Source organism: Amphritea atlantica (assembly GCF_024347255.1).
Lineage (GTDB): Bacteria > Pseudomonadota > Gammaproteobacteria > Pseudomonadales > Balneatricaceae > Amphritea > Amphritea atlantica.
This window is the reverse complement of the sequence record NZ_AP025284.1, coordinates 1,028,612-1,048,457: the sequence shown is the minus strand read 5'-3', so window position 1 is coordinate 1,048,457 and position 19,846 is coordinate 1,028,612. Positions and strand designations below refer to the sequence as shown.

Genomic DNA, 19,846 nt, shown 5'->3' with positions numbered 1-19,846 from the left:
CTCACTGAGCCTGAGTACCGTCTTGTGACTGACGTGAAGCCGCCGATTTGACGATAGCGAGCCCCTTAAGCAGATTCAGTGCCTCATACAGCTGGAAATCATTTTCAACGATGGACACCAGTGGCTCGCTCGAATCGGGCTCTTTTGCCCGGGTGTTTTCCAGATGACCACTGAGGTCGCGCTCTTTAATGAAATTCCCTGACTCTTTAAGATTAACATCCGCCTCAGCCACATAAACATCAGGTACAATCCCCTGAGCCTGAATCGAGCGTCCAAGCGGAGTATAGTAACGGGCGGTGGTCAGTTTAAGTGCCCGCTGCCGGGTCAGCGGCAAAATGGTCTGCACCGATCCCTTACCAAAACTATCAACTCCCATAATCACGGCACGACCCTGATCCTGAAGTGCACCCGCAACGATCTCAGACGCGGAGGCCGAGCCCTGATTGATCAGCACAACAATCGGTACGCTGTTATCGATCAGAGTCTTCTGCGTGGCGTTATAGCGCAGCTCGGAATTGGCAACCCGCCCCTGGGTATAGACAATCAGCCCCTGATCCAGAAACGCATCGCACACATCTACCGCTGCCCGCAGTACGCCACCGGGGTTGTTACGCAGATCCAGGACTACACCGCTCAGCTCATTTTCCGCTTTAAGCTTTGTGATGGCCGACTGCAGATCCTGACCGGTATTCACCTGGAACTGGGTAATACGCAAATAGCCGATACCGCCATCCAGCATCCGTTGTTTGACACTGGCAACGCGAATAATGTCGCGAACCACAACAATCTCCAGCGGCTTATCTTCGCCTTCACGCACCACCGTCAGCACCAGTTCTGAGCCGGGTTTACCACGCATCAGTTTGACTGCATCGGCAAGCCCCATACCCTGTACCGGCTGGTCTCCCAGCTTAATAATCAGATCGCCAGCTTTCACGCCAGCCCGTTGTGCCGGGGTATCATCGATCGGTGCAATGACCCGGATAAAGCCATCTTCCAGGCCAATCTCAATCCCCAACCCGCCAAATTCACCGCTGGTGTGGCTTTGCAGATCGGAGAACGCTTCAGGCTCAAGATACGCAGAGTGTGGGTCCAGACCAGCCAGCATCCCCCGCACTGCATCTTCCAGCAGTTTGGCGTCATCAACCGGTTCAACATAGGCATTCTTAATACGTTCAAACACTTCGGTAAACAGACGGATCTCTTCCAGCGGGATGGTTTTAGCCGCCTCATCTTCCGGTGTTGCAGTCGCAGCAAACAGAGGGGTTGCCAGCCCACTCAGCAGACAGCCCAACAACAGAGGTTTAGTCAGGCAGGATAGCTGTTGCTTCAGCGTCATGGTTAATCCTTTTATACATCTGTTAAATATTAAGACAGCATAACCGCTACGGCTACCTTCTCGCCAGCCATTTCAACGGATCTGTAGAATTTCCTTTATAGCGGACAGCAAAATAAAGGCCCGAATGGTTACTACCGCCACTATTGCCCACCGTGGCCAGTTGATCCCCTGCGGAAACCCACTCGCCAACCTCCCGTAATAGTGATTCATTGTGACCGTAGAGACTCATATACCCCCCACCATGATCCACAATTGTCAGCAATCCATAACCCCTTAACCAGTCGGAAAACACCACCCGACCATGATGGATCGCTCTGACCGGCTGACCCGCCTTTTGTTCAACCAGTATCCCTTCATAGCGGATACCATCCCGTTGACTACCAAAGCGGCGACTCACTCGCCCCTGTGCCGGCCAGGGCAACTTCCCTTTCAGCTCTTTGAATGAACGCTCATCACCACCAATCGAGATCTTTTCAATCGACTCACGAATCTGAGCCAGCAGTTTTTCCAGACGCCGCTGGTCAGCCTGCATCGATTTAAGTTGTTGACCACCATCGTTAAGTCTGGACTCGAGCTTGCTCAACACCACACGACGCTCCTGCCGCACCGATTCCAGATCATCAGAGCGGGCTTTAAGCAGATCGCGACGATCAAAAATATCCTGTTGCGCTGAACGGATCTCCTGCTCAGCCCTGTCCAGTTGCTCCAGCCCCTGACGAAATGATTCAAGACGTTCACTCAGGGTTTTATTGATCCGGTCATAATAGTGCAGCATGCGGGACACCTGTTCCGGATCACGCTGATTCAGTAACAACTGCAAGCGGGGCTGATGACCCGCCTTATACTGCTGTCGCAGCTGCTGCTCAAGACCGGCAGCCTGCTTTTGCAGCCCCGCCAGCAGAGGTTTTTTCTGCTGTTCCAACTTGGCTAACCGCTGCTCCGCCCCCTTAAGCTGGGTATTCAAACGCAGAATCTCCCGCGCCAGTTCCCCAATATTCTTATCGGTCCGGCGCAACGCCTGTTGCACAGAGGAGCGCTCTCCCTCTAATGCTCCCAGTGTCTGCGTCAGTTTGGCGATCGATTTTCTCAGACTGACGATCTCTTTTTCGGTAGCTTTTTCCTGCACAGCATAAAGCGCCTGCCCTGGCAAAAGCAGCAGTGTCGAAACCAGCGAAACAATAACAGCGGTACGTAATTTTATCGGCATATACAGAAAGGCCGTTCAATGAACGGCCCCGATCCCTACCCCAGCTCAGCCAGTGACTGACCGGTCATCTCTTCCGGTTGTTCCAGCCCCATCAGCGCCAACAGCGTCGGTGCCAGATCACAGAGAGCACCATCATTTAAGTGCAGTTGTGAACGGCGCGGACCATCATATACCAGCGCCACCGGCCATATCGTATGCGCCGTATGCGCCTGTCCTGTTTTCGGATTAACCATCAGCTCAACATTACCATGGTCAGCGGTAATCAGGGTTTCACCCGCAACCTTCTGCATCGCCTCCAGCACCCGACCGATGCACTGATCGATCACCTCAACCGCTTTCACCGCCGCAGCAAAATTACCGGTATGACCCACCATATCCGGATTAGCAAAGTTACACACAATCAGGTCGAAGCGACCACTTCCGATCGCTTCAACCAGCTTATCGGTGACCTCAGGGGCACTCATCTCTGGCTTGAGGTCGTAGGTCGCAACATCAGGTGATGGCACCAGAATCCGCTCTTCCCCCTCGTAGGGTTGCTCCTCACCGCCATTAAAAAAGAAGGTGACATGGGCATATTTCTCAGTTTCTGCAATACGCAACTGAGTGCGCCCCTGTTTCGCCAGAAAATCCCCCAGGCTGTTGAACAGTTTAACCGGCGGATAAGCACAGCTGGCCTGAATATCGGACGCATACTCCGTCATCATCACATAGTCAGCCAACTTTGGCGTTACACTGCGGACAAAGCCGTCAAAGTCGGTATCGACGAAGGCACGGGTAATCTCCCGGGAGCGATCCGGCCGGAAATTAGCACAGATTACGGTATCGTTATCCCGTACCAGACCCTTCGGCTGACCATCGTCCCCGATAATCGTTGTTGCCTGTACAAACTCATCATTCTCATCCCGCTCATAAGCATTGTGCAGGGCATCCAGCGCTGACGTTTCATAGCAGGGGGCCACACCGGCGGTCATCGCATCATAAGCCAGTTTAACCCGGTCCCAGCGGTTATCCCGGTCCATCGCAAAATAGCGGCCAACGATTGTGGCGATAGCACCGACACCTAACTCATCAAACTTTGCCTGCGCCGCTTTGATAGAGGCCTCGGCACTGCGCGGTGGCATATCACGTCCATCCAGAATGCCATGCAGGAAGACCTGTTTAGCCCCGCGCTTAACCGCCATCTCCAGCAACGCGAACAGATGCTCTTCATGACTATGGACGCCACCCGGCGAAAGCAAGCCGGTAACATGCACCGCGCCCCCTGCTGCAACCGCCTTATCGATTGCCGCCACCAGCACCTCATTGGTAAACAGCGTCCCCTCTGCAATCGCTTTGCTGATGCGGGTAAAATTCTGGTACACCACCCGGCCAGCACCGATATTCATATGCCCGACCTCGGAGTTCCCCATCTGCCCTTCCGGTAAGCCAACGGCTAAACCTGAGGTAGCAATACGACTGTGAGGCGCACTGGCCATCAAACGATCCCAGTTTGGCGTATTAGCCGCGGCAATGGCACTGGATTCGGTTTGTTCCACACCGAAGCCATCGAGAATAATTAATGCTTTTGGGGAGCGCTGTTCAGTCATAGAGGTCTTTTCACTCAGAGTTATTTTAATGCGAAGCTGTCAGTTGAAGCTGCTTTTTAACACGGGTTCAATGGCGTGCTATTTTACTGACAAAACGCACTAATGGCTAATTATCCCGGGATTACCGCCGCTGAGATCCCAAGAAAATAGCTGTCAGATCGGATATCCCCGACATTGATCATTTTTCCTCAGCTTTTCCCCCTCCCGACTGTTACCAGTTTCGCTTTGGCAAGGTATACTTACCGCCTTTAAAAACGATCACCGTTAATCACTATCACCGCGATTCGCGATTAATTCCGCAATTTCGCAACTGGCCGGATACAGAGAATGGAACAACTGCTCGAATTCATCACTAACAATATTATGCTGGTAGCGGCCTGGGGTCTGACCCTGGCGATGTTACTGTGGACAGAACAGAATAAAGCAGGCAAGTCCGTCGGCACTCATGAAGCCACCCGGCTGATCAATAAAGATAATGCCGTCATTCTGGATATCCGGCCAAAGAAAGAGTTTATCACCGGCCACATTACCGATGCCGTACATATTCCCGTATCTGAACTGGATAAACGTATCACCGAACTGGATAAACATAAGCAGAAGCCGATCATCGTTGTCTGCAACATCGGCCAGACTGCCGGAGCGGCCAGCAAAAAGCTCAAAAATGCGGGCTTTGAAAATGTTGTGCGCCTGTCCGGTGGCATGACTGAGTGGAAAGCCCAGAGCCTGCCGGTTATTAAATAGTTATGCCAACGATCACAGTTTACAGTAATAGCTGGTGCCCCTATTGCCGCAGAGCCAAAATGCTGCTGCAACACAAAGGTGTCAGTTTCGACGAGATAGATGTTGAGGCTGTCGCGGGCGCTCGCCAGGAGATGATTAAGCTCAGCGGCCGCACATCGGTCCCTCAGATTTTCATCAACACACTTCATGTCGGCGGATGTGACGATCTGTTTGCCCTGGAACAGCAGGGAAAACTTGATCCGTTACTGGCCGGTTAACTCATTTTTAAAGGAACATAAGACCATGGCAGAAAATGACAACAACACCCAGGAACAGCAGGCTCCTCAGTTCGCAATTCAGCGTGTTTATCTGAAAGATTCCTCTTTTGAAGCGCCGAATTCCCCCAAGGTGTTCACCAAGCAGTGGCAGCCAGAGATCAATCTGGATATGAATACAGCCACAACCACGCTGGATAACGGTGTTTTTGAAGTAGTTCTGACCCTGACGGTTACCGCTAAGAATGACAGCGATACCGCTTTTCTGGTTGAGGTTCAGCAAGCGGGAATCTTTACCGTGACCGGGCTGGGTGAAGCGGAACTGCATCACACACTGGGTGCATTCTGCCCGAGCATTCTGTTCCCATACGCTCGGGAAGCGATTGATAATATGGTCAACAAAGGCAGCTTCCCTGCACTTATGCTATCGCCAGTTAACTTTGATGCTCTGTACGCACAGCAGATGCAACAGAAAGCTCAGGCTGAAACTGAAGAAGCGCCACAGCACTGATAAATCAATGCACAGCCAATAATCCGATTGCAGCGATGCAATCGGATTTTTTCGTTTTAACGCAGCAGGATCGCATTCGATCAACCAGACACAGCGTCTGGAAAAGCTGAGCCCCCCCTTTAGCTATTGCCGCCAAAGTCCAGCTGGCGCCAGGCTTCATAGACCATGACTGCTACGGTATTCGACAGATTCAGACTGCGGCTATCAGCGTTCATCGGCAACCTGAGACGCTGTTCAGCGGGCAGGCTCTCAAGCACCTCCGCTGGCAATCCGCGGGTTTCCGGCCCGAACAGCAACACATCCCCGGCAGAAAAACTCACCTTCGCATAGTTCTGACTACCCTTTGTCGTCAGGGCCCAGACCTTACCCGGTTCCAGTTCCAACAGACAACTCTCCAGATCGGTATACCGTTTCACCCGGGTAAACTCATGGTAATCGAGACCGGCACGACGCAATTTTTTATCGTCGAAGTCAAAGCCCAACGGCTCAATCAGATGCAGATGAAACCCGGTATTGGCGCACAGACGAATGATATTTCCGGTATTCGGCGGTATTTCGGGCTGATAAAGCACAACATGAAGCATAAAAAATCCCTGACTCACTACAAGGCAGGGATTATAGCTGAATCTCCGGAAGGATTAATCCTCTACGGATTCGGGCACATCATCCATTCCCAGCTCTTTTATCTTGCGGGTGAGAGTGTTTCGCCCCCAACCGAGTAACAGCGAAGCATCCCGGCGTCGCCCCGCCGTCTGTTTCAGCGCCGCCTCAATCATAATCTTTTCAAACGCCGGTACGGCAGAATCCAGAATAGCGGTCGCCCCCTGCTGCAACTGCTTCTCGGCCCAGTTACGCAGCGCCTTCTCCCAGTTGGAGGTCACTACCTGCTCATCGCTGGTCTGATCCAGCAACTCCGGCGGCAGATCACTCACCAGCACCTCACGCCCGGACGCCATAACCGTCAGCCAGCGACAGGTGTTTTCCAACTGACGCACATTACCCGGCCAGGGCAGTGTACTGAGAAACGTCTCGGTATCCGGGTGCAGCAGCTTCGATTCAACATTCAGTTCTTCCGCCGAGCTTTGCAGGAAGTGGCGTGTCAGGCGGGGAATATCTTCCCGCCGTTCTGCCAGTTTCGGAATGTGGATGCGGATAACATTCAGACGGTGGAACAGATCCTCCCGGAAACGCCCCTCCTGAACCAGTTTTTCAAGATCCTGATGGGTTGCCGCGATAATCCGCACATCCACCTTCACTGAGGTGTGTCCCCCTACCCGGTAAAACTCTCCTTCAGCCAGTACCCGCAGCAAACGGGTCTGGGTATCGGCCGGCATATCGCCGATCTCGTCAAGAAACAGCGTGCCGCCATCCGCCTGCTCAAAACGCCCTGGGCGGGCTGAGGCCGCACCGGTAAAAGCACCTTTCTCATGGCCAAACAGCTCCGACTCGATCAGATCCTTGGGAATAGCCGCCATATTGAGTGGGATAAATGGCTTTGATGAACGGGGACTGTGCTGATGCAACGCATTGGCTACCAGCTCTTTACCGGTGCCGGATTCACCGTTGATCAACACCGTAATATTGGACTGAGACAGGCGACCGATCGCGCGAAATACCTCCTGCATTGCCGGGGCTTCACCGATAATCTCGGTCTGAGCCTCGGGCTCTTCACCCCGCTGCTGTTGCTGCTCCCGGGCATGTTCCACTGCCCGCATCACCAGCGCCGCTGCCTCATCTATATCAAAAGGCTTAGGCAGATATTCAAATGCACCGCCCTTGTATGAGGCAACCGCACTATCCAGATCTGAATGCGCTGTCATGATAATAATCGGCAGTTCCGGATGCTCGGCATTCACTCGCTCAAGCAGATCGAGCCCGTTGATACCCGGCATCCGGATATCACTGACAACAACATCCGGAGTCTCCCGCTGAAGTTGCGTTAACATCGTCTCGCCACTTTCAAACAGCGTGACTCTGACCCCTTCGCTGGAGAGGGCTTTATCCATCACCCAGCGAATCGAACGGTCATCATCTACAATCCATACAGATGCAGCCTTAGTCATCATTGTTGCTCCAGAGGTATTAATAGTTGAAAACAGGTCTCACCAGGAACACTACGGCATTCGATCAGCCCCCGGTGTTGCGCCAGTACAGATTGAGCAATTGACAATCCCAGGCCCGTTCCGATAGCTCTGCCACTCACCATCGGATAGAAAATTTTCTGTAACAGCTCTTCCGGAATTCCCGGACCGTTATCGGTGATCTCGACACAGCACACCAGCCGGTGCATCTCAGCACCCAGGGTCAGGTTACGCACTACCCGGGTACGCAACAGAATACGCGGCTCTTCAACGTCTGACTCCTGTAGCGCCTGCATACTGTTACGCACAATATTCAGCACCGCCTGGATCAACTGCTCCCGATCCCCCATAAATTCGGGCAGACTGGGGTCATAGTCGCGCTGAATATGGATCTGACCGCCGACCTCTGCAATCACCAGACTGCTGACATGTTCGAGGATGGAGTGAATATTAACCTCCTCCATGCGCGGCATCTTATGCGGCCCCAGCATCCGGTCAACCAGATTTCGCAGTCGGTCCGCCTCTTCAATAATCACCCGGGTATAATCATGCAGTGCCTCATCAGGAAGCTCACGCTCAAGCAACTGCGCCGCCCCCCGCAATCCGCCCAGCGGATTTTTGATCTCATGGGCTAACCCCCTGACCAGAGAGATCACGGTTTCATGATTGCTCAGCAACTCCTCTTCACGGGAGATCCGGATCAACCGGTCCCGCGGGGTCAACTCAATCAACACCAGACGACCATATCTCTCAGGCATTGGATTAACACTGTAATCAATCGTGATCTCCCGGCCGGTCAGGGTTGTCAGTTTAGCTTCCCGTTTGGTAAATGGATGGCCACTATCCAGAGCACCTTTCAGAGCCTCACTCTCATCGTCCACCAGAAACCAGCTGTGAAAAGGCAGTTGACGCAGACGCCGGGCACTCGCTTCCAGTAACATTTCAGCCGATGGGTTCATATACACCAGCTGTAATTGCCCATCGACCAGCAGTGCCGCCGTCGACAGGTTATCTAATATGTGTTTATGCAGATCCGGTGTTTTCATCTTTGATGTTCTGCCTCAGAAACTGACCATGACTGCGTTCGACTCAACACAGGCGGTTGTTATAAAGATGGTAGCAAAAAGCAAACCAACTCAGTGCACAGTTAAAAATGAGCACCAAATCAAGGATCTACAGGCTCTGCAACCCGTTTTTACCTACCAGCGACAATTATAGAATAGCACCCATTGCACTATTTTAGTGCAACATAATTTGAAGACTAAATCATCGCAAAAAAAAAGCCTCCATAAAGGAGGCTTTTCCGGTTAATCCTGTGGATTAAACAGAGTAGTACAGATCGAACTCAACCGGGTGAGTAGTCTGGCTCACTTTCAGACACTCTTCCTTCTTCAGACCGATATAAGCATCGATCATGTCGTCGGTGAATACACCACCGGCAGTCAGGAAGGCACGATCGTTATCCAGCGCATCCAGTGCCTCTTCCAGAGAAGCAGCAACGGTTGGAATCGCCAGCGCTTCTTCTGCAGGCAGATCATAGAGATCCTTATCAGCTGGATCACCAGGGTGAATCTTGTTCTGAATACCGTCCAGACCCGCCATCATCAGTGCAGCAAAGCACAGGTATGGGTTAGCAGATGGATCCGGGAAACGGGTTTCGATACGGTAAGCTTTAGGATTAGTCACGTATGGAATACGGATAGAAGCAGAACGGTTACGGGCAGAGTATGCCAGCATAACAGGCGCTTCAAAGCCAGGTACCAGACGCTTGTATGCGTTGGTAGAGGCGTTAGTCAGTGCGTTCAGCGCTTTCGCGTGCTTGATAATACCACCGATGTAGAACAGAGCAGTTTCACTCAGACCCGCATAGGCATCGCCGTGGAAGATATTCACGCCATCTTTAGACAGAGACTGGTGAACATGCATACCAGAACCGTTATCACCGACCAGTGGCTTAGGCATGAAGGTCGCAGTCTTACCATATGCGTGAGCAACGTTGTGTACACAGTACTTCAGGACCTGAACTTCGTCAGCCTTAGCCGTCAGGGTGTTTGGACCCACACCGATCTCACACTGACCCGCAGTCGCCACTTCGTGGTGATGTACTTCAATGGTCAGACCCATCGCAGACATTGCATCGCACATCGCCGCACGCAGGTCATGCAGGGAATCAACCGGAGGAACCGGGAAGTAACCCCCTTTAACCCGTGGACGGTGACCGGTATTACCACCTTCAAAGGTGCTGTTAGTAGACCATGAAGCCTCTTCAGAACCGATAGTGTAGCCACAACCACTGATATCCGCGTGCCATTTAACTTCATCAAACACGAAAAACTCTGGCTCAGGACCAAAGATAGCGGTGTCAGCAATACCGGTAGATTTCAGGTAAGCTTCAGCGCGACGGGCAACCGAACGAGGATCACGCTCATAACCCTGACCGGTAGAAGGCTCAACGATATTACAACGAACGATGATGGTTGAATCTTCTGCAAATGGGTCCATAACAGACGCAGAATCGTCTGGCTGCAGGATCATGTCAGACTCATTAATTCCCTTCCAGCCAGCGATGGAAGACCCATCAAACATCTTGCCTTCTTCAAAGAAGTCTTCGCTAATTTCGGTTACTGGGATAGTAACGTGCTGCTCTTTACCGTGGGTATCGGTGAAACGCATATCAACCCACTTAACATCATGCTCTTTGATCAGATTCAGAGTCTCTGACATTTGACTTTCTCCACTAGATTATATTGTCAGACCCCCAACCGATTAGACACAACTGCATAGCAGCCTAACCAGTCAGGTTTGTTTCGCCTTTAAGCAGCAAGTGGTATGCCAGTTTGCGCCAGCACCGAAAACACGCGACATAGAGCGGTTCTGATCAGATTTGAAACAATTTAAACTCTGCAAAATGAACCAAAATAGAGCAAAGAGACAAATATTGAACCAAAATAGTGCATATCCCGTTTTCCCGGTTTACCTGCTCCCTCGCTGCCTCAAAAAGGTGCCATCATATTACTCCAACATATAGTACTTATCCTCTAAAACAGATCAACAAACCGGAAAAAAAACTATTTTTGCCATTGAGTACATAAGAAAGACGCAGCTGCGGAATATCTCATGTATAATGTGCGCTTCTAAAATTTGTCTGCACAGGTCCCCAGACGTGATCGAAAACTTAAGAAACATCGCCATCATTGCCCACGTTGACCATGGTAAAACCACCCTGGTTGATAAACTTCTCTCACAGTCCGGTACACTGGGCCGTCGGGACGAAGGCACCGAACGGATCATGGATTCGAACGACCAGGAAAAAGAACGGGGTATCACCATTCTGGCAAAAAATACCGCCATCGAATGGAACGACTACCATATCAACATTGTTGATACTCCGGGACACGCCGACTTTGGTGGTGAAGTTGAACGGGTACTGTCAATGGTCGACTGCGTTTGCCTGCTGGTAGATGCGGTTGATGGCCCGATGCCGCAAACCCGCTTTGTGACACAGAAAGCCTTTGAACAGGGGCTGCGTCCTATCGTCGTGGTCAATAAAGTAGACCGCCCAGGATCACGTCCGGATTATGTTATCGATCAGGTTTTCGATCTGTTTGACAGCCTCGGCGCAACCGATGAGCAACTGGACTTTCCAATCATCTACGCATCTGCACTGAACGGTGTAGCCGGTAACGAGCCAGATCAACTGGCCGATGACATGACACCGCTGTTTGAAGCGATTGTTAAACATGTAAACCCACCCCAGGTCGATACTGTTGGACCGTTCCAGATGCAGATCTCTGCACTGGACTATAACAGCTATGTCGGCGTTATTGGTGTGGGACGGGTATCCCGCGGTACCGTGAAACTGAACCACGTCGTCAAAGTCATTGATCGTGATGGCAAGGTTCGAAACGGTAAAGTTCAGAAGATCATGGGATATCTGGGCCTGGATCGTATCGACGTCGAGTCTGCACAGGCTGGCGATATTATCTGCGTTACCGGTATCGATGCCCTGAATATCTCCGATACTCTGTGTGACCCGGCAGCCGTCGAAGCGCTACCACCGCTGTCTGTGGATGAGCCGACAGTATCGATGACCTTCCAGGTTAACGACTCTCCTTTTGCCGGTCAGGATGGTAAATTTGTTACCAGCCGCAACATCAAAGACCGCCTGGATCGCGAACTGATTCACAACGTTGCTTTACGCGTTGAGCAGGGTGACTCTCCAGAGAAGTTTAAAGTGTCCGGTCGTGGTGAACTGCACCTGTCGGTGCTGATTGAGTCCATGCGCCGCGAAGGCTTTGAGCTGGGGGTTTCCCGTCCTGAGGTTATTCAGAAAGAGGTTGACGGTAAAACTCACGAGCCTTTTGAGATCGTCATGATCGATGTTGAAGAACAGCATCAGGGCAGCATCATTGAAGAGCTGGGTAAACGCAGAGCGGATATGACCAATATGGAAGTGGATGGCAAGGGGCGTATACGTCTGACTTTCCTGATCCCTTCCCGCGGTCTGATCGGCTTCCGTTCACAGTTCCTGACCATGACTTCCGGTACCGGCATCATGACCTCAGTGTTTGACCACTACGGTGAAGTCAAAGAGGGTGAAGTGCTGAGCCGTAATAACGGGGTACTGGTTTCAATGGTGACCGGTAAAGCACTGGGTTACTCCCTGTGGAACCTGCAGGAACGTGGCCGTCTGTGCATTGAACCCAACATCGAAGTCTATGAAGGGATGATTCTGGGTATTCACAGCCGCAGTAATGACCTTGCGGTCAATCCGATCAAAGGCAAGCAGCTGACTAACGTTCGTGCCTCCGGTACCGACGAAAACATTCAGTTGACACCGCCGGTGCGCTTTACCCTGGAACAGGCTCTGGACTTCATCGAAGATGATGAACTGGTGGAAGTCACACCGCTGAACATCCGCATCCGTAAAAAGATGCTCACTGAGAACGAGCGTAAGCGTCACTCCCGCTCAGGCAAGTAAATGCTTTAACTTTTTCAAAAAGCGTTTATATCTGCACGTAAATAGCCCGGACAGCGACCGCTGTTCCGGGCTATACTCCCGGTGTCTGCCAGACTGACAAGGACACTCATATGAACACCCTCTTTCCCGATATTCACCCGTATAAACAGCACTATCTTGCTGTTGATGATCTGCATACCCTCTATATAGAAGAGAGCGGCAACGCCCAGGGAATCCCGGTTCTGTTTATTCACGGCGGCCCCGGTGGCGGCACCAGCAGCTACCACCGCAGTTTCTTTGACCCGGAAAAATACCGCATTATTCTGTTCGACCAACGCGGCTGTGGCCAGTCTACGCCCCATGCAGAGCTGCAGGATAACACCACTGCGCACCTGATCAGTGATATCGAAAAGATCCGCCTGCACCTCAATGTAGATGAGTGGCTACTATTTGGTGGCTCATGGGGGTCTACCCTCAGCCTGCTGTACGCCGAAAGCTTTCCTGAACGGGTTTCAGGTATGATCCTGCGCGGTATATTCCTCTGTCGGAAACGGGATATCCACTGGTTCTATCAGGAGGGTGCCAGCGCTATCTTCCCGGACTATTGGAAAGAGTACCGAAAAGTGATCCCGGAAGGAGAACGCACAGATATGCTGCAGGCATATTATCAGCGCCTGATATCCGATAATGAAATCGCCCGGATGTCCGCCGCCAAGGCATGGTCTGTCTGGGAGGGACGTTGCTCGACCCTGGACCCTAACGGCGACATCGTTGATCACTTTGGCGATCCCCATATCGCTCTGGCCATGGCGCGGATAGAAGCACACTACTTTATTAACGAAGCCTTTATCGAGCCAGACCAGATTATTCGTGATGCCCACAGAATTCAGCAGATACCCACGGTGATTGTACATGGCCGCTATGATATGGTCTGCCCAATTGAGCAGGCGTTTGCTCTCTATGACGCACTACCCCAGGCTGAACTACACATTGTCAGAGATGCGGGCCACAGTGCGCTGGAAGCGGGTATCACGGACAACCTGATAAAAGCCACCAATCAGTTCGCACAATCTAAAGCCTGATTAAGTCATCCAGGAGTCAAGTTGAAAGCACTTATTCAGCGGGTACAATCCGCCTCTGTTGATATCGCCGGAGAGCGCCATGGTGAGATTGGTGCGGGCATACTCCTGCTGCTGGGGGTTGAAAAAACCGATACCCAGAGCAGCGCAGATAAACTGTTACAGAAGATTCTTAATTACCGGATTTTTGCGGATGCAGAGGGCAGAATGAACCTCAATCTGCAACAACGGCAAGGCGGGTTACTGATCGTATCTCAGTTTACCCTGGTAGCCGATACCGCCAAAGGCCTGCGCCCGGGTTTTTCCAAAGGCGCAACACCGCAACAGGGTGAAGCCCTGTATCAATACTTTGTTGATCAGGCCCGCGCGCAGCACCCTGACGTAGCAACCGGCCGTTTCGGCGCAGATATGCAGGTCAGTCTTATCAACGATGGTCCTGTGACCTTTTTACTGGAAGTCTGACCCCGATGGAAACGACCACCCTGGCACTTGCTGAACGGATATTCCTGACCGTTTTCCCCCTCTTTGCTATTGTTCTCTGTGGTTATCTGTATGGCCGCTATAAAAAACCCGATATGGCTCTGGCCAACCAGTTAAATATGGATATCTTCGTGCCAGCACTGATCTTCTTTGTGCTGTCAGACAAATCCTTTGATCTGGTCAAATACCAGGCACTGGCATTAGCTGCCGCGATCGTCATACTGGGCTCTGGCCTGCTGATCTGGCCGTTGTGCAAGCTGCTGAAAGTACAACCAAAAACCTTTCTCCCACCAATGATGTTCAGCAACAGTGGTAATCTGGGGCTGCCCCTGATTATCCTGGCCTTTGGCGAACAGGCTCTGCCCGCGGCGATCATGCTGTTTATTGTTGAGATGACCCTGCATTTTACCGTCGGTATCTATATGATGGATCATCGCACCCACCCCTGGCGACTGTTGCGCATGCCCATCATTATCGCCACCATCGCCGGGCTAGGCTGGAGCAGCCTCAATCTCACAGTACCCGCCTCCATCGCCACCGCATTGGATATGCTGGGACAGATCTCGATCCCTCTGTTACTGTTCACCCTTGGGGTTAGACTGATCACGGTCGACTTCAGCGCCTGGAGAATCGGTATCACAGGTGCCATCATCAGTCCGGCTATCGGCGTTGTCATCGCTTTTTTAATCCAGCAACTGTTACATCTTGAAGCGCAACAGTTTGCCTATCTGATTATCTTTGGCGCGCTGCCTCCCGCAGTGCTTAACTACATTGTTGCCGAGCAATATAACCAGGAACCGAAACAGGTCGCATCGATTGTTTTACTCGGTAATATGGGCGCACTGATCTTCATCCCCCTCACACTGGTGTTTGTGCTATAAAAAAGGCTGCCATAAGGCAGCCTCTACAACATTTTTCACAACAATAAGTGCTTAAACCTTACTGCGGCTCATCCACCATAATGCTTTGCAGGTTTTTAGCCACAGTCGAACTGCCTATGCCCTTCACGTTCGCCAGCTCGTCAACCGTTTTGAACGGGCCATTTGCTTCACGGTAATCAATGATCGCTTTCGCCTTTGCTGGCCCCACCCCCTGCAGCACTTCAGCAAGCTGATCGGCAGTGGCGGTGTTGATGTTCAGCATTGGCTCGGCAGAGACTCCCAGAGGCAGACTCAGGCACAGACACAGTACTATCGATTTAAGACACGAATTCCATTTCATAGCTATTTCCTTCTGGTTAATAAAAAAGCCGGTAAACACCGGCTTTACTATTAATAGCATATGACAAAAATGTGACAACTAACGTGCCGCAAGAATCTCCTGTTCGATCCGTCCCAACGCGTCAACCGGCACCTGAGCCTGGGTAATCGGTCGCCCGATAACCAAATGTGTACTGCCGGCAACAATGGCCTCACCCGGAGTCATAATACGCTTCTGATCCCCCACTTCGGCATCCGCAGGACGAATACCCGGCGTCACCAGTTGGAAGTCCGCAGAAACGAGCTGTCGAAGAGGCCGGACCTCCTGCGCTGAACAGACCACACCATCCAGCCCGCTGTTCTGCGTCAGTAGTGCAAGACGTTTAACCTGTTCGAGAGGATTAATATCCAGACCGATATCTGCCAGATCCTGCTGTTCCATACTGGTCAGGACGGTCACTGCGATCAGCAGTGTTTGCGCCCCATTAACCTGATCTAACTCGTTGCGCGCTGCTTCCATCATCCGTCGGCCGCCGGAGGCATGCACATTAACCATCCATACCCCCATCTCAGCAGCAGCTCTCACCGCTTTGGCCGTGGTGTTAGGAATGTCATGAAATTTGAGATCCAGAAAAACCTCAAACCCTTTGTTGTGCAACGCTTCAACCACTGCGGGCCCCGCCCGGGTAAATAACTCTTTGCCGACTTTAACACGACATCTTTCAGGGTCCAGTTGATCCGCCATCTTCAGGGCTGAAATCTGGTCCGGGTAATCCAGCGCAACAATAACCCGCTTTAAATCATTCATTCGGCTACTTCTCATACAGATTCTGATCCGGTCTACTCACCCTCAAGACCCTGGATCGGTTTAGTCGTTCCCCAACTCTGACAGGAGGGGCATTGCCAGTGCAGGGATTTACCTGAAAAACCACATCGCTGGCAATTATACACAGGCTTGCTCAGTTCGAGCTGCCCCGTCAGCCCCCGCAACACCATCAGGCTTTCATTGGTCCCTTTTGAGGCGTGGGCAATATACAGATCTATCAGCTGATTAAAACCTTTCACAGAGGGCCTGTGCTTCAGTTGATCGGTAATAAAGGCTCCGGCTGGGTACGCCCCCTGCCGCTCAAGTATCATATCAGCCTGCGCCAGCATAATACTGGTAGATGGATATTTGCTTAACCACTGCTTCATCAGCTTTTCATAATCGGCCATCTGATTCAGCTCAGAATAACACTGCTTCAGTCGCTTTACCGTTTCGGAGAGAAACAGCGGGTCCTGCACCGCTATCCGCTTCAACTCGCGAATAGCGCCTTTCCAGTCTTCCTGCCTGATGGCCATATCAGCAGATAACAAGCTGGCGCGGACACACCCCTTATCGAAGCTCAACGCCGTATTTAATTTACCCACCGCATGACGATAGCGCTGCTGCCCAATGTAGCCCTCTGCCAGCTCACAACAGTAGTGACTCAGCTCCACCTCAAGTCCTTCGAGCTCATCAGCACTGAGTTGCCGGGCAACCTCGATCGCACGCTGCCACTCTTTCTCTTTTTCATAGAGCTTAATCAGCAGGGATATCGCTTTCTGTTGAGTCTGCGGGCCGGGTCGCTGGGACTGAATCTCCAATAGCAGGTTCTCGGCACGATCAAAAAGCCCCACAGCGAAGTAATCCCGGGCCAGCGCCATCTGAATACGCAGAAAATCCTCGCGACTCAGGTCTGACCGGGCTAACAGATTCTGATGGATCTGAATGGCACGTTCGACATCCCCTTTCTTTCGAAACAGCTTAGCCAGGGCCAGGTGGGCAGGTATGGTGTCTGAGTTAACTTCCAGTGCACGGATAAAGCTCTCAATCGCTTCGTCAGTTTTTTCACTGAGAAGAAAATCGAGCCCACGAAAATACTCCTGTTGCAGGGTATTTTGCGCTGGCAAGCTATTATCCCGTTGGCGACGCCCCAACAGCCAGCCGAGCGCCACCGCAATAAACAGCGGGATAATAAACAGATAATCATTCATTTCATGAAGAGCGTTTCAGTGACGCCGTGCGCAACTGATCTAGCTCCTTGTCACTAGAACTGATCTTACGTTTTGCCGCTTTCAGTTTTAGTTTCAGTACCATGACAAACAGACTACTCACCAGCACTCCGGCGATTCCGCCAACGACAAAGCTTGCCATCAACCAGATCGACAGACTGGCTTCAGGCAGCGTAAAGAAGAACATATTAATACTCACCAGCTCGGTATTGAGCGTGGCGAAGGTCCAGCCACAGAACAGAAATACGATACAGAGAGCCAGCACCAGCAGCGTTTTTAACCAACGCATTTATCTACCCCTAAAGTTATTTAATCCCTTAAGACCGCCCGTTTTTCAGACTGTCATTGACCTGCTCACGCAGTTCCTTACCTGGTTTAAAATGCGGTACATATTTGGCGTCCAGCGACACTGAATCACCGGTTTTTGGGTTGCGACCAACACGAGGCGCCCGAAAATGAAGGCTGAAACTACCAAACCCCCGGATCTCAATACGATCCCCCTGAGCAAGAGACTCAGTCATATGGTCCAGCATAGTTTTAACTGCCAGCTCTACATCTTTTATTGAAAGCTGTTCATTCTGGTCAATCAAACGCTCGATCAGTTCAGACTTAGTCATGCTCACCCCCTGACAGTGGTTGGCCTGGTAACGACCAGACCTCTCATCAGAAATTATGTGTATCCGTTACTATTTCTTTTCCAGCTGAGCTCTGATGAGATCACCGATAGTCGTCGGGCCTTCAGATTCAACCTGCTGGTGCTTAATGGCATCCAGAGCCTGTTTTTCCTGCCGTTTTTCAACCTGTTTCACCGACAGAGCGATTGATCGGGTGCGCCGGTCAATATTCACCAGCATCACCTCGATATCCGCTCCAACGCTGAACATATGCGTCAGATCATCGACCCGTTCAAACGAGGCTTCCTGTACCTTAACGGTACCCTCGACCCCTTCAGCCAGTGTTACCACCAGTTGCTTCGGCTCAACCTGAGCAATTTTACCCTGAACCACCGCACCTTTTGCATTGCTGGCGGTATATTCAGAAAAAGGATCACTACCTAACTGCTTAATCCCCAGTGAGATACGCTCTCGCTCAGAATCAACCGCCAGCACCACCGCACTCACAGTATCCCCCTTCTTGTAGGCTTTTACCGCTTCATTACCGTCCTGATCCCAGGAAAGGTCGGACAGGTGGACCAGGCCATCGATACCGCCATCAAGCCCGATAAAGACGCCAAAATCGGTGATCGACTTGATCACACCAGTGATCTCAGTACCTTTTGTATATCGCTCTGCGAAGGCATCCCAGGGGTTAGCCTGACACTGCTTCATCCCCAGAGAGATACGACGGCGCTGTTCATCAATATCGAGAATCATCACCTCGATCTGATCGCCTAGCTGAACCACTTTGGAGGGATGAACATTCTTATTGGTCCAGTCCATCTCAGACACATGGACCAAACCTTCAATCCCTTCCTGAATTTCAGCAAAACAGCCATAGTCAGCAATATTGGTCACTTTGGCTGTCACTTTAGTACCAACCGGGTGGGCCGCCTTGAACTCATCCCAGGGATCAGGAGTCAGCTGCTTCATGCCCAGGGATACGCGGCTCTTATCACGATCATAGCGCAGTACTTTCACATCGATCTCATCACCGATGCTAAGCAGTTCACTGGGATGCTTAACACGTTTCCAGGCGATATCGGTTATATGCAGTAAACCATCCACCCCTCCCAGATCGATAAAGGCACCATAATCGGTAAGGTTTTTCACCACACCTTTTACCGTCATCCCCTCATTGAGGGTTGCCAGCAGTTTCTCCCGCTCCTCATTGTAGGCGGTTTCAAGCACTGCGCGCCGGGATACAACAATATTATTACGCTTGGCATCCAGCTTAACCAGCTTAAACTCAAGCTCTTTGTTTTCTATATGAGAGGTGTCCCGCAGCGGGCGAATATCGACCAGAGACCCCGGCAGAAAGGCGCTGATAGAGTTCACGTCAACCGTGAAGCCGCCACGCACTTTGCCGGTGATGCGCCCGGTAATAATCTCGTCATTCTCAATCGCTTTTTCCAGCACTTCCCAGGCTTCTGCCCGTTTGGCTTTTTCACGAGAGAGCTGAGTTTCACCCGAACCGTCTTCAAGAGCGACCAGCGCAACTTTAACCTGATCACCGACTTCGATGTTCAGCTTACCCTCATCATCCAGAAACTGCCCCCGGGGGATGATCCCTTCCGACTTCAGTCCCGCATTAACGACGACAAAATCGCCATCAACCGCGACAACGGTACCAGTCACAATAGAGCCCGGTTGCATATCCAGCTCTTTCAGACTCTCTTCAAACAGCTCAGCAAAACTCTCATTCATACCGGCTAAACCTCA

At 51.6% G+C, this 19,846-nt stretch carries 20 protein-coding genes; 7 read left to right on the top strand and 13 right to left on the bottom strand.

Annotation, left to right across the window (positions count from 1 at the left end):
• Position 1: 1 nt before the first annotated feature.
• The 3 genes from OCU43_RS04705 to gpmI are packed head-to-tail and all read right to left on the bottom strand — an operon-like array spanning position 2 to position 4,129.
• Complete coding sequence (locus tag OCU43_RS04705; RefSeq protein ID WP_091359751.1) at positions 2-1,336, bottom strand: S41 family peptidase; 1,335 nt, start codon at positions 1,334-1,336, stop codon at positions 2-4.
• A 52-nt stretch (positions 1,337-1,388) separates the two neighbouring features.
• A complete protein-coding gene (locus OCU43_RS04700) occupies positions 1,389-2,543 on the bottom strand; it encodes a murein hydrolase activator EnvC family protein (RefSeq protein WP_091359753.1) in 1,155 nt (384 codons plus the stop codon).
• Between the two features lie 35 nt (positions 2,544-2,578).
• Entirely contained in the window at positions 2,579-4,129 is a 1,551-nt protein-coding gene (gene gpmI, locus OCU43_RS04695) for a 2,3-bisphosphoglycerate-independent phosphoglycerate mutase (RefSeq protein ID WP_091359756.1), read from the bottom strand.
• A gap of 327 nt (positions 4,130-4,456) precedes the next feature.
• Here gpmI and OCU43_RS04690 point away from each other — a divergent pair, with 327 nt between their 5' ends.
• Genes OCU43_RS04690 through secB form a run of 3 tightly spaced genes read left to right on the top strand, consistent with a single transcriptional unit; the run spans position 4,457 to position 5,635 of the window.
• The gene (locus tag OCU43_RS04690; protein WP_091359759.1) at positions 4,457-4,870 is read left to right on the top strand and encodes a rhodanese-like domain-containing protein; all 414 of its coding nucleotides are present in this window, start codon (positions 4,457-4,459) and stop codon (positions 4,868-4,870) included.
• Between the two features lie 2 nt (positions 4,871-4,872).
• Positions 4,873-5,127 carry a glutaredoxin 3 gene (grxC, locus tag OCU43_RS04685; RefSeq protein WP_091359762.1) on the top strand — a complete coding sequence of 85 codons (255 nt, stop codon included), beginning with the start codon at positions 4,873-4,875 and terminating at the stop codon, positions 5,125-5,127.
• 25 nt (positions 5,128-5,152) lie between these two features.
• Entirely contained in the window at positions 5,153-5,635 is a 483-nt protein-coding gene (gene secB, locus OCU43_RS04680; protein ID WP_091359764.1) for a protein-export chaperone SecB, read from the top strand.
• Positions 5,636-5,754: 119 nt separating this feature from the next.
• On the opposite strand, the gene trmL is transcribed toward secB, so the two are convergent.
• The 4 genes from trmL to glnA all read right to left on the bottom strand — a co-directional run bounded on the left by trmL (position 5,755) and on the right by glnA (position 10,440).
• Positions 5,755-6,219, bottom strand: coding sequence for a tRNA (uridine(34)/cytosine(34)/5-carboxymethylaminomethyluridine(34)-2'-O)-methyltransferase TrmL (gene trmL / locus OCU43_RS04675; protein WP_091359767.1), 465 nt, complete (start codon positions 6,217-6,219; stop codon positions 5,755-5,757).
• A gap of 54 nt (positions 6,220-6,273) precedes the next feature.
• A complete protein-coding gene (gene glnG / locus OCU43_RS04670) occupies positions 6,274-7,698 on the bottom strand; it encodes a nitrogen regulation protein NR(I) (protein ID WP_091360075.1) in 1,425 nt (474 codons plus the stop codon).
• Positions 7,698-8,762 (bottom strand): nitrogen regulation protein NR(II), encoded by a 1,065-nt coding sequence (gene glnL, locus OCU43_RS04665; RefSeq protein WP_091359770.1) that lies wholly within the window; start codon positions 8,760-8,762, stop codon positions 7,698-7,700. Before glnL ends, glnG begins: the two co-directional genes overlap by 1 nt.
• Positions 8,763-9,036: 274 nt before the next feature.
• Positions 9,037-10,440: a glutamate--ammonia ligase gene (gene glnA, locus OCU43_RS04660; protein WP_091359773.1), complete on the bottom strand. Its 1,404-nt coding sequence runs from the start codon at positions 10,438-10,440 to the stop codon at positions 9,037-9,039.
• A 439-nt stretch (positions 10,441-10,879) separates the two neighbouring features.
• Between glnA and typA the strand changes: the two genes are divergently transcribed.
• The 4 genes from typA to OCU43_RS04640 all read left to right on the top strand — a co-directional run bounded on the left by typA (position 10,880) and on the right by OCU43_RS04640 (position 15,116).
• The gene (typA, locus tag OCU43_RS04655) at positions 10,880-12,697 is read left to right on the top strand and encodes a translational GTPase TypA (RefSeq protein WP_091359776.1); all 1,818 of its coding nucleotides are present in this window, start codon (positions 10,880-10,882) and stop codon (positions 12,695-12,697) included.
• Between the two features lie 110 nt (positions 12,698-12,807).
• Positions 12,808-13,758 (top strand): prolyl aminopeptidase, encoded by a 951-nt coding sequence (gene pip, locus OCU43_RS04650; protein ID WP_091359778.1) that lies wholly within the window; start codon positions 12,808-12,810, stop codon positions 13,756-13,758.
• 21 nt (positions 13,759-13,779) lie between these two features.
• Positions 13,780-14,217 carry a D-aminoacyl-tRNA deacylase gene (gene dtd, locus OCU43_RS04645; RefSeq protein ID WP_091359780.1) on the top strand — a complete coding sequence of 146 codons (438 nt, stop codon included), beginning with the start codon at positions 13,780-13,782 and terminating at the stop codon, positions 14,215-14,217.
• Positions 14,218-14,222: 5 nt separating this feature from the next.
• A complete protein-coding gene (locus tag OCU43_RS04640; protein WP_091359783.1) occupies positions 14,223-15,116 on the top strand; it encodes an AEC family transporter in 894 nt (297 codons plus the stop codon).
• A 58-nt stretch (positions 15,117-15,174) separates the two neighbouring features.
• Here the strand turns inward: OCU43_RS04640 and OCU43_RS04635 are convergent, their stop codons facing one another.
• The 6 genes from OCU43_RS04635 to rpsA form a co-directional block, all read right to left on the bottom strand.
• On the bottom strand, positions 15,175-15,456 hold the full coding sequence (locus OCU43_RS04635) for a ComEA family DNA-binding protein (protein WP_091359785.1): 282 nt from the start codon (positions 15,454-15,456) through the stop codon (positions 15,175-15,177).
• 78 nt (positions 15,457-15,534) lie between these two features.
• Complete coding sequence (gene pyrF / locus OCU43_RS04630; RefSeq protein ID WP_091359787.1) at positions 15,535-16,242, bottom strand: orotidine-5'-phosphate decarboxylase; 708 nt, start codon at positions 16,240-16,242, stop codon at positions 15,535-15,537.
• 32 nt (positions 16,243-16,274) lie between these two features.
• Complete coding sequence (lapB, locus tag OCU43_RS04625) at positions 16,275-17,450, bottom strand: lipopolysaccharide assembly protein LapB (RefSeq protein WP_091359790.1); 1,176 nt, start codon at positions 17,448-17,450, stop codon at positions 16,275-16,277.
• 1 nt (position 17,451) lies between these two features.
• On the bottom strand, positions 17,452-17,757 hold the full coding sequence (locus OCU43_RS04620) for a lipopolysaccharide assembly protein LapA domain-containing protein (RefSeq protein WP_091359793.1): 306 nt from the start codon (positions 17,755-17,757) through the stop codon (positions 17,452-17,454).
• 28 nt (positions 17,758-17,785) lie between these two features.
• On the bottom strand, positions 17,786-18,139 hold the full coding sequence (gene ihfB / locus OCU43_RS04615) for an integration host factor subunit beta (RefSeq protein ID WP_261833006.1): 354 nt from the start codon (positions 18,137-18,139) through the stop codon (positions 17,786-17,788).
• A gap of 15 nt (positions 18,140-18,154) precedes the next feature.
• Positions 18,155-19,831, bottom strand: coding sequence for a 30S ribosomal protein S1 (rpsA, locus tag OCU43_RS04610; protein ID WP_091359796.1), 1,677 nt, complete (start codon positions 19,829-19,831; stop codon positions 18,155-18,157).
• Positions 19,832-19,846: the final 15 nt, after the last annotated feature.